The 17,359-nt window shown below is 38.0% G+C and carries 13 protein-coding genes and 1 pseudogene; 3 read left to right on the plus strand and 11 right to left on the minus strand.

Going from position 1 to position 17,359, the window contains the following annotated elements; all coding sequences use genetic code 11:
* Nucleotides 1-177 precede the first annotated feature (177 nt).
* Entirely contained in the window at nt 178-1,641 is a 1,464-nt protein-coding gene (locus BM211_RS24115; RefSeq protein ID WP_035434516.1) for a nicotinate phosphoribosyltransferase, read from the plus strand.
* A 27-nt stretch (nt 1,642-1,668) separates the two neighbouring features.
* Here BM211_RS24115 and BM211_RS24120 read toward each other — a convergent pair whose 3' ends face one another.
* Both BM211_RS24120 and BM211_RS24125 read right to left on the minus strand, forming a co-directional pair.
* Entirely contained in the window at nt 1,669-4,032 is a 2,364-nt protein-coding gene (locus BM211_RS24120; protein ID WP_090999973.1) for a heavy metal translocating P-type ATPase, read from the minus strand.
* A gap of 23 nt (nt 4,033-4,055) precedes the next feature.
* Nucleotides 4,056-4,433 (minus strand): ArsR/SmtB family transcription factor, encoded by a 378-nt coding sequence (locus BM211_RS24125; RefSeq protein ID WP_035434518.1) that lies wholly within the window; start codon nt 4,431-4,433, stop codon nt 4,056-4,058.
* A gap of 140 nt (nt 4,434-4,573) precedes the next feature.
* Here BM211_RS24125 and BM211_RS24130 point away from each other — a divergent pair, with 140 nt between their 5' ends.
* A complete protein-coding gene (locus BM211_RS24130) occupies nt 4,574-5,194 on the plus strand; it encodes a class I SAM-dependent methyltransferase (RefSeq protein WP_090999975.1) in 621 nt (206 codons plus the stop codon).
* Between the two features lie 128 nt (nt 5,195-5,322).
* On the opposite strand, the gene BM211_RS24135 is transcribed toward BM211_RS24130, so the two are convergent.
* The 9 genes from BM211_RS24135 to BM211_RS24175 form a co-directional block, all read right to left on the minus strand.
* Nucleotides 5,323-6,738: an amino acid permease gene (locus tag BM211_RS24135; protein WP_035434522.1), complete on the minus strand. Its 1,416-nt coding sequence runs from the start codon at nt 6,736-6,738 to the stop codon at nt 5,323-5,325.
* Between the two features lie 89 nt (nt 6,739-6,827).
* Nucleotides 6,828-7,961, minus strand: a complete 1,134-nt coding sequence (ald, locus tag BM211_RS24140; RefSeq protein WP_035434524.1) for an alanine dehydrogenase — start codon at nt 7,959-7,961, stop codon at nt 6,828-6,830.
* A 497-nt stretch (nt 7,962-8,458) separates the two neighbouring features.
* Nucleotides 8,459-9,172: an HAD family hydrolase gene (locus BM211_RS24145; RefSeq protein ID WP_090999977.1), complete on the minus strand. Its 714-nt coding sequence runs from the start codon at nt 9,170-9,172 to the stop codon at nt 8,459-8,461.
* Nucleotides 9,173-9,207: 35 nt separating this feature from the next.
* Nucleotides 9,208-9,840 (minus strand): nucleotidyltransferase family protein, encoded by a 633-nt coding sequence (locus BM211_RS24150; protein ID WP_081904911.1) that lies wholly within the window; start codon nt 9,838-9,840, stop codon nt 9,208-9,210.
* Nucleotide 9,841: 1 nt separating this feature from the next.
* Entirely contained in the window at nt 9,842-10,786 is a 945-nt protein-coding gene (locus BM211_RS24155; RefSeq protein ID WP_090999979.1) for an XdhC family protein, read from the minus strand.
* Nucleotides 10,783-11,253, minus strand: coding sequence for a (2Fe-2S)-binding protein (locus BM211_RS24160; protein ID WP_035434529.1), 471 nt, complete (start codon nt 11,251-11,253; stop codon nt 10,783-10,785). Before BM211_RS24160 ends, BM211_RS24155 begins: the two co-directional genes overlap by 4 nt.
* A complete protein-coding gene (locus BM211_RS24165; RefSeq protein WP_090999981.1) occupies nt 11,250-12,092 on the minus strand; it encodes an FAD binding domain-containing protein in 843 nt (280 codons plus the stop codon). The genes BM211_RS24160 and BM211_RS24165 overlap by 4 nt, the downstream gene beginning before the upstream one ends.
* The gene (locus BM211_RS24170; protein ID WP_090999982.1) at nt 12,089-14,428 is read right to left on the minus strand and encodes a xanthine dehydrogenase family protein molybdopterin-binding subunit; all 2,340 of its coding nucleotides are present in this window, start codon (nt 14,426-14,428) and stop codon (nt 12,089-12,091) included. The genes BM211_RS24165 and BM211_RS24170 overlap by 4 nt, the downstream gene beginning before the upstream one ends.
* Before the next feature lie 403 nt (nt 14,429-14,831).
* Entirely contained in the window at nt 14,832-16,691 is a 1,860-nt protein-coding gene (locus tag BM211_RS24175; RefSeq protein WP_090999984.1) for a glycerophosphoryl diester phosphodiesterase membrane domain-containing protein, read from the minus strand.
* A 348-nt stretch (nt 16,692-17,039) separates the two neighbouring features.
* Between BM211_RS24175 and BM211_RS24180 the strand changes: the two are divergent.
* Nucleotides 17,040-17,359: pseudogene (locus BM211_RS24180) on the plus strand (IS200/IS605 family accessory protein TnpB-related protein); the annotation flags it as partial.

Genomic DNA, 17,359 nt, shown 5'->3' on the forward strand with positions numbered 1-17,359 from the left:
AAGAAGTTAGGCGGGAGATAAACTGCCCGTAAAAGCCCGATTGGTGAGGGCTGATAATCAGTGGGGGATGAAGAAAACCCCCACTGATTAAAGTTTCACTTTATGACATGGATAATTTTTGGCAACAAACTGCAAAAAAGAGGTATACTATAAGCAAAATATGGAGGTGTTTACGTTATGGTACATTATAAAGACGATAGCTACGCCTTACACACAGACTTATATCAAATTAATATGGCTTATACATACTGGAAAGATCATATTCATAACCGCCGCGCAGTATTTGATTTATACTTTCGCAAGCTTCCTTTTGAAAATGGTTATGCTATTTTTGCAGGGCTCGAAAAGATTATCGAGTATGTGAAGAACTTTCAGTTTACAGAAAGTGATATTGCTTATTTAAAGGAACTTCAATTTGAAGAAGGCTTTTTAGGCTACTTACAAAACATGAAGTTTACTGGCTCCATTTGCAGTATGCAAGAAGGCGAGGTTGTCTTTCATAACGAACCCCTTTTGCGTATAGAAGCACCGCTTGGAGAAGCACAAATTATTGAAACAGCACTTTTAAATATTGTGAACTACCAAACGCTAATAGCTACAAAAGCTGCACGGATGAAGCATGCAGCTGGTGATGACGAACTTCTTGAATTCGGAACACGACGTGCTCATGAGTTTGATGCAGCACTTTGGGGAACACGAGCAGCATTCATCGGCGGCTTTTCTTCAACGAGTAATGTCCGAGCTGGAAAACGGTTTGGTATTCCGGTTGCTGGTACACATGCTCATTCCTTTGTACAAGCGTATCGCGATGAATATGTAGCCTTCAAAAAATATGCGGAAACACATGAAAAATGCGTTTTTCTCGTTGATACGTACGACACATTAAAATCTGGTGTACCAAATGCGATCCGCGTCGCAAAAGAATTTGGTGACCGCATTAACTTTTATGGCATCCGCCTCGATAGCGGAGATATGGCGTATTTATCGAAAGAAGCGCGTAAAATGTTAGATGCTGCTGGATTTACCGATACAAAAATTATCGCTTCAAGCGACTTAGATGAATACACGATTTTACATTTAAAATCGCAAGGAGCCAAAATTGACGTATGGGGTGTTGGAACAAAGCTAATCACGTCATTTGAACAGCCAGCATTAGGCGCTGTTTATAAATTAGTTTGTATTGAAGATGAAAATGGCGTCTTAAACGACACAATTAAAATTTCGTCCAATCCTGAAAAAATTACAACACCAGGATTAAAGCGTATTTATCGTATTATTAATCGTACCAATCAGCATGCGGAAGGCGATTATATTGCATTAGATACAGAAGAACCGCAGCAAGAAGAGCGTTTGAAAATGTTCCACCCTGTTCATACGTATATTAGTAAATTTGTCACGAACTTTGAAGCAAAAGAGTTGCACCGTGATATATTTGTGAACGGAAAGCTCACATACGAATTACCGGACATTCTTCATATTCAGCGCCTCGCGCAAAGCAGCTTATCATTCTTGTGGGAAGAGTATAAACGGACGCTAAATCCTGAAGAATATCCAGTCGATTTAAGCCAGACGTGCTGGGATCATAAAATGAACTATATTCAAACCGTGCGAGAACAAATTGCAAATTCTATGAAAAAATAAAGAGAGAAGCTTCTCGCTTCTCTCCTTTTACAAATCTTTTACTCGTAACACACGCATCGCATTTAACACAGCCAGCAATGTTACCCCAACATCTGAGAAGACAGCTTCCCACATCGTTGCAATGCCGAATGCCCCTAATAAAAGAACAACTCCTTTTATCCCTAATGCGAAAATGATGTTTTGCCATACAATGCTGCGCGTACGTTTGGCAATTTGAATAGCTGCTCCTATTTTCGAAGGTTCATCTGTCATAATGACAATGTCAGCTGCTTCAATTGCGGCATCTGATCCTAAACCACCCATCGCAATCCCAACATCCGCTCTTGCTAATACAGGTGTATCGTTAATACCGTCTCCAACGAACGCAATTTTTTCTTTCGGATGTTTTGTCGCATCAATTTTCTCAATTTCCTCTACTTTTTGCTGCGGCAACAGTTCGGCATGAACTTCGTCAATACCAAGTTGTTTTCCAACTGCTTCTCCGACTGACTTTGCATCGCCAGTTAACATAACGGTTCTTTTTACACCAAGTTGTTTTAACAATTGAATTGCTTGCTTCGCATCTTCTTTAATTTCATCAGAAATGACAATGTATCCAGCGTACATACCATCTACAGCTACGTGCACAAGTGTTCCAACAGTTTGCGGTTGCTGGAATGGAATATTTTCTTTTCTCATTAACTTTGCGTTTCCAGCAAAGATTTCTTTTCCGTTCACTTTCACAACTGTACCATGACCAGAAATTTCACTATAATCTTCAATCATCTGTTCATTAACTACTTTTCCATATGCAGCTCGAATGGACTGTGCAATTGGATGATTCGAATATACTTCTGCAAATGCTGCATACTGTAACAATTCTTCTTTCGTCACAAACTCACTTGGCTGCATATCTGTTACTTTAAAGACACCTTTTGTTAACGTACCTGTTTTATCAAATACGATATGTTTCACATCATTTAATGCTTCTAAATAGTTACTGCCCTTTACTAAAATTCCGCTCTTAGACGCTGCACCAATACCGCCGAAGAACCCAAGTGGAATCGAAACAACCAATGCACAAGGACAAGAAATAACAAGAAAGACGAGCGCTCTATAAATCCAATCTGAGAACGTTGCTCCCTCTATAATAAGCGGTGGAACAAAAGCTAATACTGCAGCTGTAATGACGACAACTGGTGTATAATAACGAGCAAATTTCGTAATAAAGTTTTCTGTCTGGGCTTTGCGACTACTTGCGTTTTGCACCAAATCTAAAATTTTCGAAACAGTAGATTCACCGTACTCTTTCGCCACTTCAATTGTTAATACACCATTTTGATTTACAAAACCACTTAATACATCACTGCCAACCTCTACTTCACGAGGTACAGATTCTCCTGTTAACGCCGATGTATCTACCATCGATGTTCCTTCGATTACTTTACCGTCTAATGGTACTTTTTCACCCGGCTTGACGATAATGAAATCACCAATTTGCACATCTTCTGGCGATACTTGTTTCGTTTCATTTCCTACCTTTAAGTTTGCATAATCAGGCCTGATATCCATTAACGAACTAATCGACTTACGCGAACGATTCACCGCGATGCTTTGGAACAGTTCACCTACTTGGTAAAAAAGCATAACCGCGACAGCTTCTGAATAGTTTTGAGTCCCAAAAGCACCAAGTGTTGCAATTGCCATTAAAAAGTTTTCGTCAAACACTTGCCCGCGTACAATATTCTTCGCCGCACGTAAAACTATATCGCCGCCGATAATAATATAAGCAATCACGAAAAGTGGAATTGTGATGATTTGCGGTAATGAAGCTAGTGCAGCAACAGCAGTTAAAATCGCTCCAATCGATAACCGCCAAATCATTTTTTTCATATTCGCTGCTCCGTGATCATGACTATGACTATGTTCTGTTTTCTCTTTCTCACGCACTACGTTTACTTCCGGTTCTAATTTCTGTACGACTTCTTTTATGTTCGCGACAATTGGCTCTAATTCTTGTTTATTCGCTATTTCTACTCTTAATTTTTTAGAAACAAAATCAACAGATGCCGAAGTAACTGCAGGCATTTCGCCTACCTTTGTTTCTATTTTCATCGCGCAGTTTGCACAATCCAAACCTTCTAATATAAATGTTTCTTTTGCCACTTTCGTTTTTTGTTCTTCTCTTACATGAATATGCGGTTCTAATTTACTTACAAGTTCCGTCGCTTCTTTGATAACATGTTCTTCGCTTTGTTTCGATGTTTCTACTGTCATCGTTTTCGTTACAAAGTTCACAGAACAGGATGATACATCCTCTAGTTCCCCTACACCTTTTTCAATTTTCGCCGCACAGTTTGCGCAATCTAATCCGTCTAACACAAGTTTCCGTTTTACCAATGCATCCCCCATGTTTCTCCCTCCTTGTGTTTTATCTATTTTTCTTCATTTACGTGCTCAAATGCTTGCTCAAAAATATGAATAACGTGGTGGTCTGCAAGTGAATAATACACTACTTTTCCCTCTTTACGATTTTTAACAAGCTTCGCTTGTTTTAATACGCGTAATTGATGGGAAATAGACGACTGTGTCATTCCGAGTAAATATGCTAGATCACATACGCACATTTCTGCCTCGAACAAAGCATGTAAAATACGTGTGCGCGTGCGGTCTCCTAATACTTTAAATAATTCTGCTACTTGACTTAAGCTATCATCCTGTGGAATCGTTTGTTGTACTTTCTCGATAACTTCTTGATGAATGACATTTTGTAAACATGTTTCTTCATTTGTTTCTACTTTTTGTTCAGTCACAATAGCTCACCTCTTTACTTGAACATATGAATAATTGTTCATATATGTTATATTTTTTATTATATGAGTGATTGTTCATATGTGTCAATCATTTCCGCTTTTTATCTTTTAACATTGTATATAGAAACGGGGAAAAGGTTATGAAAAATAAACAAAATCAAAAAATTTATAAAGCTTGGTCTGCCTTTTATGATTTATTCATGCAAAATCGTTTCTTTATTAAGGCCAGGAAACGAGCCTTTTCTCTTGTACCTTTTGCAAAAAATCAACAAGTATTATTAGTTGGCGTCGGTACAGGGCAAGATATCCCACTTCTTCCGAACAATACCCTCATCACTGGAATCGACCTCTCAGATCATATGTTAGCGCAAGCAAAACGAAAATATCCTTATCCCCATGTTGTATATCAACAAATGAATGCTGAAGAGCTTACATTTCCAAACAATTCATTTGACGTTGTTATTTTAAATCTCATCTTAAGTGTTGTTGAACATCCTCATGTTGCACTTTCAGAAGCATTACGCGTTATAAAAGACGGAGGAAACATCATTATCTTAGATAAATTTCTTTCTGAAGAAAAACAACTATCTCCATTTAGAAAATTAATGAACCTATTTACCGAGAGACTTGGAACAAATATTAATCGTAAGTTGAGTGATATTATAGGAACATTACCGCTTACCATTCAATATGAAGAACCATCTATTTTTCACGGTAATTATCGCATTGTGCTTTTAAAAAATGAAAAAAAGAACCGCTGAACGGTTCTTTTTTTCGTTATTTAGACTTAACTGCATCGACAATTAATGAAACAAAACCATGTTTCCCAAAATCCCTTCAAAAATACAAAAAACCTTATGCGCTCCCCAATGCATAAGGTTTTATCCCTTTAATTTGCTTGTTTTAAATGATCTTGCGAACTTTTATCTTTCTGTAAATGACTATGCTTTTTAGAGTATACGAAGTATACGATAACTCCTAGTACAAGCCAAGCACCGAAGTATAACCATGTTGTAAGCGGTAAGTTAACCATTAAGAACAGGCAACATGCGATTGAAATAATTGGCAATACTGGCACAAGCGGTACCATAAAGCCACGTTGTAATTTCGGATGTGTTTTACGAAGGATCAGTACAGAAACACCTACCATCGCAAATGTTAATAATGCTCCAATATTCGCTAAATTCGACAATTCTTTTAAATCGACAAATCCGGCAATTAAAGCACTTCCGATACCTGTTAACCATGTTGAAAATACCGGAGCTTCTGTTTTTTTGTTAATTTTCGCAAATGATTTTGGAAGTAAACCATCACGGCTCATTGCAAAGAATACACGTGTTGTCGCATAAATGTAAGCAAAAATTACGGCCATGATTCCAATTACTGCACCGATAGCAATAACACCAGCTACTTTATCTTGTCCAACAACTTCTAATACATAAGACATCGCTTCTGGTACATTTAGTTCTTTGTATGACACCATTCCTGTCATAACAAGACATACTGCAATATAAATAACTGTACAAACCGCAAGTGATGCAATAATACCAATCGGTAAATCACGCTGCGGATTTTTTACTTCTTCTGCTGAAGTTGCTAACGCATCAAATCCTAAGAAAGCAAAGAATACTGCAGCTCCCCCGGCAAAGATCCCACTTATACCATATGGTGCAAATGGCGTCCAGTTTATTGGTTTTACATAGAATACGCCAACTGCAATAAACAATACAACAATACAAATTTTAATTAATACCATTGCATTATTTACACGTTTACTTTCTTTCGTACCACGAGATAGCAACCATGTTAATAGTAACGTAATACAAACCGCTGGAAGGTTCACAATTCCACCATTAGCTGGAATCGTTAACAGTTGTTTCGGAATTTCTAATCCCAATCCACTTACTAAATTATTAAAGTAACCCGTCCAACCGCCGGCTACCGCTGCCGTTGTTAAAACGTAAACTGACAATAATGTCCATCCCATTAAATGCGCAACAAATTCCCCAATTGTTGCATATGCATACGTATATACACTACCTGATACAGGAAGTGCTGTGGCAACTTCTGCATAACATAATGCTGCAAAGCCACAAACAATTGCTGCAATCATAAACGAGAAAATAACAGCTGGACCAGCATCTCTTGCTGCTACTAATCCAGTTAATACAAGTACTCCTGTACCGATAATCGCTCCAATTCCTAACATTGTTAAGTCAAATGCCCCTAATGTTTTTGTCAAAGTTTTACTTTGACTTTGGCTTAACAATTGTGTCACGGATTTCTTTTTAAATAAGTTGGCCACGACTCTTGCCCCCTTCTAGTTAAAAAGAGCTAAGAGGCACTTCTCTTAGCTCTCATCTTGTTGTATGAAAATATTGTTCGATATTTAGATTAGCAAGATACTACTTCTGCTTCTAATAATTCTTTTGCTGCTTTATATTCTACACCATGTGCTTCTGCAACTGCTTCGAATGTTACATAGCCTTCTAATGCGTTAATACCTTTTAATAATGCAGTGTTTTCTAAGCAAGCTTTTTTGTAGCCTTTGTTTGCGATTTGTACTGCATATGGTACTGTTACGTTTGTTAATGCAAGTGTAGATGTACGTGGAACCGCGCCAGGCATATTTGCAACTGCATAGTGAACTACACCGTGTTTTACATAAGTTGGGTCGTCATGTGTTGTAATACGATCAGTCGTTTCGAAAATACCACCTTGATCGATTGCGATATCAACTACAACAGAACCTGGTTCCATTGACTTAATCATTTCTTCTGTTACAAGTTTTGGTGCTTTTGCTCCTGGAATTAATACTGCACCGATTACAAGATCAGACTCTTTTACAGCTTGTGCAATATTGTAAGGATTAGACATTAAAGTTGTCACTTGGTTACCAAAAATATCATCTAATTGACGAAGACGATCTGCGCTTAAGTCGATAATTGTTACATTAGCACCTAGACCAACTGCAATTTTAGCAGCATTTGTACCAGCTTGTCCACCACCGATAATTGTTACTTTACCGCGTTTTACTCCTGGAACGCCAGCAAGTAAGATACCTTTTCCACCTTTGTTTTTCTCAAGGAATTGTGCACCAAGTTGTGCTGCCATACGACCTGCAACTTCACTCATAGGTGCTAATAATGGTAGAGAACGGTTTTCTAATTGAACTGTTTCGTAAGCGATTGCTACTACTTTGTTGTCAATTAACGCTTTTGTTAATTCTGGTTCTGGAGCTAAGTGTAAGTAAGTGAATAGAACTAAACCTTCACGGAAATATTTGTATTCGCTCGCAACTGGCTCTTTAACTTTCATTACCATTTCCATAGACCAAGCTTCTTCAGCTGTTTCTACGATTTTTGCTCCTGCTTCTACATATTGCTCATCAGTGAAACCAGATCCTAATCCTGCACCCTTTTGAATGAATACTTCGTGATTGTTACGAATTAAATGTACAACACCAGCTGGTGTCATAGCTACACGGTTTTCGTTGTTTTTAATTTCTCCTGGTACTCCAATACGCATTATGAAATGCCCCCTTATAATTAACAGAAAAAAGGAATTCTTTTTTCTTTTTTAAATAATTGATAACTTATGAATTTATTCTAGCATAACTTTATATTCATGAAAACGCTATCATATAAAAAAATAAAAGTTTTTATATTTAGAATAGTGAAAATATAAAAAACTTTATTTCACAAGGATGCTTCATGTTTTTTTATTATCTACCATTCTATTTTTATTATAAACATGGAAACTACACATCCATTATTTATTATTTCAAAATAGAATAGCGATGTAAAAAAAACTATACAAATCGCATACATATGCATTTTAAGCTCCCTTTAACATTTTAGAAGTATATTCTTTTTATATCAATCCATTTTGTTTTTTCAACATACAAGTCGCTACTATGAAGAAATGATTCCTCAATAACAAAGGCCTATTCCTTTTTGGAATACGCCCGATTCGTTCAACTATCAGTGGGGATGAAGAATACTCCCACTGATGTAAGTTTCACTTTATAAAATTGTAATAATATCATTCATGCTGTTTAAAATATAATCGACTTCTCCTTCTAAATCTTCCTTCCTGCTCGCACCTGACAGAACGCCCGCCACTTTAATGTTGCTGTTCCTTGCAAATCTCACGTCTGTTAATGTATCACCTACCATTAACACATCTTCTTCAACCAGTGAAAATTTCTCTTTAAACATATGATAAAAGTCACTTTCAGGTTTTGTTTTATTCACACCATCATCTGCACCTAGAAAATCAACATAATCATATAATCCGGTCATTTTAAGGGAATGAATCGCTGCATCAACATCGTCCACTGTCACAACTCCGATGACATATTCATGGTCTTTTAAGTATTGTAATGTTTCCTTTGCTCCTTCTACTTCTGTAAAGACAAGATCATCTGCTGTAGAGTGTTTTTTGAATAATACACATACATCACGAATAAAGTTCTCTTTACTCACATTTTGATTTTCTAATAACAAAAACCAGGTAGCTGCAATAAAATAATTTGTTCGGCAAGCTAGTATACTCGTCCCCTCAAAATTGTTATCGTTATCGCTCATACCAATAATCTTCAAATATTCATCTCGCTTACCTTTTTCGTTTTGGTACATTTGAAAAATATCATCTAAAACACGATGAACGATTTTGTACCAAACAGAATCTAACTGGATTAGTGTTCCATCTTTATCAAAAATAATTGCTTTATTCATTCTTACCTCCTAAACCTTCATATCATGCTTTCTTCTTACTCGTAACGTTGTGATGAATCGGATTCATAAACCATCAAATACTGCACTAGTTCCTTATAATCACTCCAGCTATTCACATCATAAAAAAGGGCCGGTTCTTCATACGATATCGTTATCCCCTTTATAAATGACTTTTGAAAAATAGCGCGTGCGCCTTGATCGCCTTCTAATGTTTGCAAAAATGGGAATGTTTTCTTTGCAAACAAAACAGGCGGTCTGACAATGCCGCGATGTTTTGCGGCTACATAATAGACCGTTTTATGTCGTTTGTAACAATCTATTAATTCATTAATTAGCTCTGTTTTAATAAAGGGTTGATCAGCAAGTAAAACAACAATCCCATCCGCTTTCATATGCATAGCTTTCTGAACACCGCAGCGAAGTGAATGTGATTGTCCTTGAATAGAATCAACACAAGGAAGAATGTGTACGTTCTTTTGTCGTAATGATTGTAGGGCCCAGCTCGCATCATTTGTGACAATAATCATATCTGCGAGTTTGGAAGACAGAGCTGTTTGGAGGGCTACATTACCAAGTGGTTTATTATGGAGAGGAAGAGAAAGTTTATGAATTCCTGGTCCCATTCGTCTACTATTTCCAGCTGCTAAGTATACACCAATGATTTTCATCTCACTTCCCCCGTAATTTCCCGATGATTTCAGCCATGATACTAATAGAAATTTCACCCGGACCTTGTGCACCAATTGAAATTCCAACCGGAAAATGGAGATGATGGGGGATTGCTTTCCCTTCTAGTAAGCGCTCTGTACGATGCCGCGGGCCTAAAACACCGATGTAACGAACACTTTTTTCTAATAAGAGAGAGAGTAATTGCCGATCTTTTTCAAAGTGATGCGTCATAATGACAAGAAAATCACTTGGATGTAAGGAAAGTTTTTGGATCATTTCTACCGGAAACCCAACTACACATTCATCAGCATTTGGGAATTGCTCCGTATTACATAAGCCCTCCCGCCAATCGCAAATTGTTACAAAGAAGCTCGTTTCCTTCGCAAAGCGAACGAGTGGCTTTGCATCTTCTCCCGCTCCAAAAATAAACAGGCGGGGCTTTGGTATAAAAAGCTGACTATAATATTCATCTTGTAATCCATTTTTCAAGTCCGTTTCCTTTGAAATAGCACCTTCCCAATTCCTATTATCATATATAATGGCTGTTTTTTCTAACGAAAGGTCTTTCACCATCCAAGCAGAGGAACTACCAGTAAGATGAATATATAAGTCTTGTAAAATTGCTTTACAGTTATCATCTATATGTTCTACTAATACATGAATGACGCCATTACATCCTACTCCCCACGACAAATCATCTTCTGCTTTCGTGTTAAATGTATGAATCGCCCACGTTTTATGCTCCATAACATCTGCCGCATAGTAGAAAAGTTCTTCTTCAATGCACCCAGCGCTTAACATTCCCACCTTTGTACCATCTTCTCGAAAAAGCATCATTGTTCCTTCTTTTCGATATGCCGATCCTTCAACATGAATAATTGTCGCTAATGCACAGCGTTTCTCACAACATAACAACGCTTCTAATACATCATATACGGAAGTCATTTTGAATCCCCCCGCCGCTTTTGCAGTACAGACTTTACAGCTTCTTCAATTTCTTGATAACTCGTACAACGGCAAATGTTAGAACTTAACCACTCTTCAATTGTTCGATCATCTGCATCAGGCTTTTGCAGGGCAAGTCCGTGGCAATTCATAATAAATCCCGGTGTACAGTATCCGCATTGGAACGCCCATTTCTCTTCAAAAGCTTGTTGAATTGGAGCTGATTGTAATCCCTCTATCGTTGTTACTTGCTTTCCAATCGCTTCAACAGCCAACATAATACAAGACTTAATTGGCATCCCTTCAACAAGAACTGTGCAAGCACCGCAATCACCATTTTCACAGCCAGGCTTTGCTCCTGTTAAATCCAATTCGTGACGTAATATATGTAATAGTGTATCAGCCATCCTAGCAATGACCTCTCGCCTTTCTCCATTTACATGTAGAATAAGCTGCACGTTTCTCATCTTTCTTCCTCCTCTGCAAAATTTCGCAATAGATCTTGCAGTACAGATTGAAATACAAATGTCCGATAAGCACGCGAGCCTCTTATGTCATCTAATACAGGAGCAGGAATATGAGTTAAAGCGTGTTCAATTCTTTTCTCAAATGGAATACGCTTATTATTTAAATCCGCTTCGATCTGAAATGAACGAAATGGAAAAGCACATAAACCGCTGCACGCCATTCGAATTTCGCCATCATATTTTATCGCTGCAACTGTCACAAGGGGATAATCAATTTTTTCTAGTTGCCGTTTCTTCACGCTATAATACGGCGCTATTACATACCGCCGCTCTGTAATGATTTGTACAAGAAACTCACCCTTTTGTAGTTGTAATTTTTCTACAAAAGCTTGATGAGCAGGTACATATTTCATACCCTCTATTCCTGCAATGACAAATGTGCTATCAGCTAATAAAAACGGCAGCACAGCTTCCTTATAGCGAATCCTTCCCGCAACATTTCCGCCAATTGTAATTTTATTTCTTGCGGTGCGATCTGCAGCTCGGCCAGCGGTTTCTCCAAGGAGCGGAAATACTTCTGCTTCTTGAACATTCGTTATCGTTAATGTTGCACCGAGTAAAAGTTTGTCGTCCTGCCATTCACAAACATTACATTCCGGAATTTCTTTTATATCAATAACAGCTTTCGTTCGAATGCGCTGCGAACGCCCCATCGTAATGATTTCTGTGCCGCCTCCATAGTAAAGCGGCTTCTTCCCCTCTTGATCTAGCTGGTGAAATAGCTGAATTGCTTCTTGAATAGAATTCGGACGATAATACTCAAAATCAAATGGTATCATTCCATCCCTTCCCTTTTTTGCATCTCTTTCCAAATTAATTCTGGAGTAAGCGGTAAGTTTCGCAATGAAATACTTGCCGCGATGGATAAGCCGTTCGCTAAAGCTGCCGGCATGCCAATAATTCCATGTTCCCCAAGTCCTCTAGAACCAAATGCCGCCTCTTCATGCGGGACTTCTACAAAATCGACGATATATTTTGGTTGTTGGCCGTAATGAATGACTTTATAAGAACGAAATTGGTGATTCAAATTTCTTTCCTTCGCATCATAGTGAAATGTTTCTCGCGTCGCAAAACTTAGCCCCATGCTCATAGCGCCCATAATTTGCGTTTCTGCTCCCTTTTTATTTAAAACAGTTCCCGCATCTGCAACTGTTACAGCATTTAATAATCGGTATGTATAGTCTTTAGGATTAAACTCCACTTCTACTGCTTGCGCTCCTACTCCCCATTCCGGTCCTTGTTTGCCTTTTCCTGTCTCATAATCAATGTCTGTAATGCCCTCAAATACGTAACTCCCTCTTCCGACCACTTCCGTTCCTTTTACATGGCCATTTGAGTCTACATACCCAAACACAACTTTCGAAAAAGGCACATGTGTATTCGGGTTCGTTTTGACATAGATTTGTTTTCTGGCAATCTCTAATTCTTCTGCGGCGTATCCAAGTATACTTGAGGCTGTTTCTCGCAATTGTCTCATCGCATCTTCTGCCGCTCTTATAACGGCATTTCCCACAAGATATGTCGTTCGACTTGCTGCTGTTTTCCAATGTTTTGGAGCGACTTGTGTATTGACTTCCATCATGATATGCACATCATTAACATCCATATTCATTTTCTCTGCCACCATTTGTGTGAGCACCGTTTTTGTTTCCTGCCCAATTTCAACAGCACCGCAATTGATGTTGGCACTCCCATCACCGTTAAAAGTTAACACAGCACCTGCCCCGGCATTACTTGGAGTAGTCGAATTTTTCCAAAAGCAGCTAACCCCTTTTGCACGTACCATACCATTAGATAGAACAACTTTATTTCCCTCTTCCCAATTAATAAGCGATTGTAACTTTTGTAAGCACCCCGTCACATCTCCCGTATTACTTCGCGTTACAGGTACTTGTGTCGGTGTTGTATCGCCTGGCCTAATCGCATTTTTCAGACGAAACATAAGCGGGCACATCCCTAACTTCTCCGCAAGTATATCGATCATTCGTTCCATTACAAACGTATACTCTGAATGTCCAAACCCTCTAAACGACGTGGCATATGTATGGTTTGTATACATACCAAGTGAATCACACCATACGTTTTCGATCCCATATGGGCCCGTGCAGTCCAGTCCAGCCGCCTTACTCATCGTTACCGCTCGATCAGCATAAGCACCGCCGTCAAATAAATATAAAATTTCTGCTGCCTGCAGCTTTCCATCTTTTGTGCACCCAAGCTTTACTTTCGCTTGTAAACCGATATGAACAGGAGACGTTATGAAATCTTCCTCTCTACTATTTCGAAGGGTAACTCGTCTTCCCCCCACTGCTTTTGAAGCAATATATGCTAAAAATTCAAGTTGCACCGCTGTTTTCCCGCCATATGCGCCCCCGACTAACGGCACATGTACAATAACTTTCCCTTCATCAATTTCAAACGCTTCGCTTAACTGCCTCTTTATTTCAAAAGGAGCCTGTGAAGTAGAATGAACAATGACATCTCCACTTGGCTTCACTTCTACCCTCGCACACCGTGTTTCCATTGCCGCATGATCAGATTGCCGAAAAGAAAATGTTTCACAGGTAATAAAGTCACTGCTAGCAAATCCTTTTTGAATATCACCCTTACGAATTCTCGTCCGATTTGCGATATTTGTATGCGGCTTTGGGTATACTTTTTCTTCTAATTTATATTGTTCCACATGTTCATGGACCAATATGTTCGAATCATGATAGGCTTGCAAAGGCGAACGAACAACTGGGAGCTCTTCATATATAATACGGATTCGTGCTGTAGCTTCTTTGGCAATTGCTTCATCATCCGCTACAACAAGCGCAACAGGCTCACCAAAATACCGTACTTTTTCAAAGGCTAACGGAGGACGATCAACGATGCTAGAACCGACAAGAATCGGATAATCCGCTCCCGTTACCACAGCATGTACACCTTGTACTTTCTGCGCCCCGCGAATATCTATACTCTTAATATAAGCATGCGCATATGGGCTCGTAAGCAGTTTCGCATATAGCGTACCAACCTCTATTTCATCATTAATATATTTTGCTCTTCCCGTTACTTTATCAGCACTTTCCTTTCGCTTCACACTTTTCCCTATGACACGATACCGTTCCATTCCCGTCCTCCTTTGCTCTGCTCTTCTACCATCCTATTTATACTGACCGCAATTTAGTACAGATCTCTCTGTATAAAAAAATGGAGCCAACTTAAAAGAGATGTAGATGTCTTTTGAGTTGACTCCTTCTTATATATTCACTAATATATCGGCGACTTTTCAAATATATCGACCACTTTTTGCAATATATCGGCGCTTTTTTCGATATATCGGCGCTTCGACACAAGATAAAGACACCTCGACAATGTTCAACACTCCGAGTGCACGGAAAGGGACTGACCGCTTCTATGCTTGGCCAGATGCTCTCGCCACCCTAAAAAGAAGAGGGGTTTTTTTATGTCGATTTTTTAATTTGTATGTATATATACAAAAAACAGGCTACTAGCATTTCGCTAGTAGCCTATTATTCCATAAATAACTTTGCAAATAAGTCTTCGGTTGTTTCCGTAATTTTCTCAAAAACATCCGTTTCATTTTCTTCCTCATTGAGCATTTTAATCGTGGCTCTTGCATCTTCTGGATAGTCTGTAATAATTCCATCCACATTCAATTTATAATACTTCCTTAAGTTCTCCATATCATTTACAGTCCATACGTAAATCGGTTTATTTAATTTACGAGCTGATTGTACTAAGCGCTTATTCACCATGTATTCTTCTGCTACGTAAAAATCGGCTGGAACATTTTTTAAATTTGCTAGGCTTGCATATAGAACATACCCTAATTTTATATCGGGATTTGCACGTTTAAATTCTTTAATAAGTGGGTAATGCAATGTTTGAATGACACACTGCTTTTCAAATTCATTTTTTTCAATCGTTTTTAAAACTTTCTTTACAAAATCCTTTTCATTTTCATTCCCATGAAGTTTCACTTCTATATTCAGCTTAATTTTCCCTTTTGCAAGTTTAATAATCTCATCAAGCGTACTAATTTTCCCTGAGAATCCATCTTGGCTGAGAGTAAGCTTTCGAAGTTCATCCATCGTTAATTCTGACACTTGTACATTTTCATTCGCAAGACGCTTTAATTTCAAATCGTGTATAACCGCCAATTCGCCATCTTTCGTTTGCAATACATCAATCTCCGCATAATCTGCTTTCGCATCAATCGCTCCTTGGACTGACTCTTTTGTGTTCTCCACTCCTTTAGATATATAACCGCGGTGCGCCATAATAATCGGCTCTTTATAAGAATTCGTAATAAACGTTACGATAAAAGCCAAAACCATTCCAATTACAATAACCCCGCCAATGTATACACCAATAAATTTCAATCGATGTTTCTGAAAGAAGCATTTCTCCACTTTTGTTTTCGAATAGTCAAGACCATCTTCCACTAAAACAGCTTCAACGGGGACCTTCTGTAAATATAACCTTGTCAGCGCCATAATATAAAACGGCGTAACAATAAAGCTAACTATATACAATGTACTCGTTACGAAGACAGATATAGTCGATTGTGCTAATAAAGCAAATGTTCCTTCTGGATTTGTAAATTGATAGACCGCAAGCAGTAACAAGAAATAAACACCTGTAAAAAGTAAAAAGACAACGCCTATAGAGATAAAAAATCCTACTAAAAAGAACAGGATTTTCAAAAAGTTTTCTTTTACTAAATTCGCACTTTGACGAGCAGCTACGCGAAACGACTTTTCTTCTAAAACAATGATGGGTAAAACAAAAATCCAACGAAGATTGAAATAGGCAACTACGCCGAAAAAGGTATAGTATCCAACTTGTCCCATTGTTGTTTTCAATAATTCGCCTGAAATAAAATTAGGAATCTGAATTTCAGGAAGAAGTGCAGATTGATAACCGATGCTTAAAAGAGGTAGTAAAACGACAACATACAAAATAAATCCTGGTAAGCAATAGGTGAAAAAAGAAGGTAAATACGTTACCGTTTTATATAAAATTGGACGCAGTCTTACCTTTTGTCGTTTATGTGCAAAATACGAAATAATAATAAGTACTGCAAATTCGATAAAAATAAGAAAAAGTGCTAGCACAGATAAAATGACAATGGCTGCAATTCCATACGGTGTTTTAAAAAATGCAAGCAATTCATCATTTGTGGCATTTGCATATCCACCCCAGTACAATAACTTATTAAAAATCATACCGAGTAGTGGGATAAAGACAATTGCAGCGAGGAGTTTATACATAAGTTGAAACGATAATACATTTCCAAAGGCGAATCTTACTGTTTGAAAGGATTGTTTCATTACCCCTGGGATTGATAATTTTTTACGGTGTAGCATAGGTACCTCCATGTTCTTTAAGTTAAAAAAAAGACATAAAAACATTCTTTTTAGATGGACGAGAGCATCTGGCCGCGTGTAGTATCGGGCAGGGCCTGTTTCTGCCACGGGCAATGTTAAATGACGGTCATATTGTATTCCGCTGCTGGAAAATGAAAATGCAATATATTTAATTTCATCATAATACATTCTACTAAACATGAACAATTCTATCATATTTTTCGAGAGGACTCCCACCTCTAAACATATGTGAAGGTGGTGAGGTGAATCGAAAAAATATTTTATTTTCAAGTAAAACAACAGAAACGTATGTTCTCGTTTTGATATAATACCCTTAACAAGGAGGTGAAAGAAACTGATATGGGAAAGAAAAATAACCAAACATTTTGCCATATCCCGCATCGTTTATTGATTCAAATGATTACATACAAAGCAAATGCGGTAGGTATTCAAGTTGTTGTAATCGAGGAATCTTACACATCAAAAGCAAGTTTTCTAGATCGTGACTTCATTCCAACGTATGAAACAAATGACCAAAATGCAACTTTTTCAGGAAAACGAATGAAGCGTGGTATATATCGTTCTGCAAAAGGAATCAAAATCAACGCAGATGTAAACGCTGCGGCTAATATTTTACGAAAAGTAGTCCCGAATGCATGGACAAACGG

The organism is Bacillus sp. 491mf (genome assembly GCF_900112415.1).
Lineage (GTDB): Bacteria > Bacillota > Bacilli > Bacillales > Bacillaceae_G > Bacillus_A.

Bases quoted from the DNA above. Each gene is read 5' to 3' on its own strand.
- BM211_RS24145 (WP_090999977.1), bottom strand. From the start codon at position 9,172: ATGAATAAAGCAATTATTTTTGATAAAGATGGAACACTAATCCAGTTA.
- BM211_RS24115 (WP_035434516.1), top strand. From the start codon at position 178: ATGGTACATTATAAAGACGATAGCTACGCCTTACACACAGACTTATAT.
- BM211_RS24175 (WP_090999984.1), bottom strand. From the start codon at position 16,691: ATGCTACACCGTAAAAAATTATCAATCCCAGGGGTAATGAAACAATCC.
- BM211_RS24150 (WP_081904911.1), bottom strand. From the start codon at position 9,840: ATGAAAATCATTGGTGTATACTTAGCAGCTGGAAATAGTAGACGAATG.
- BM211_RS24130 (WP_090999975.1), top strand. From the start codon at position 4,574: ATGAAAAATAAACAAAATCAAAAAATTTATAAAGCTTGGTCTGCCTTT.
- ald (WP_035434524.1), bottom strand. From the start codon at position 7,961: ATGCGTATTGGAGTACCAGGAGAAATTAAAAACAACGAAAACCGTGTA.
- BM211_RS24165 (WP_090999981.1), bottom strand. From the start codon at position 12,092: ATGATACCATTTGATTTTGAGTATTATCGTCCGAATTCTATTCAAGAA.
- BM211_RS24120 (WP_090999973.1), bottom strand. From the start codon at position 4,032: ATGGGGGATGCATTGGTAAAACGGAAACTTGTGTTAGACGGATTAGAT.
- BM211_RS24155 (WP_090999979.1), bottom strand. From the start codon at position 10,786: ATGACTTCCGTATATGATGTATTAGAAGCGTTGTTATGTTGTGAGAAA.
- BM211_RS24170 (WP_090999982.1), bottom strand. From the start codon at position 14,428: ATGGAACGGTATCGTGTCATAGGGAAAAGTGTGAAGCGAAAGGAAAGT.
- BM211_RS24160 (WP_035434529.1), bottom strand. From the start codon at position 11,253: ATGAGAAACGTGCAGCTTATTCTACATGTAAATGGAGAAAGGCGAGAG.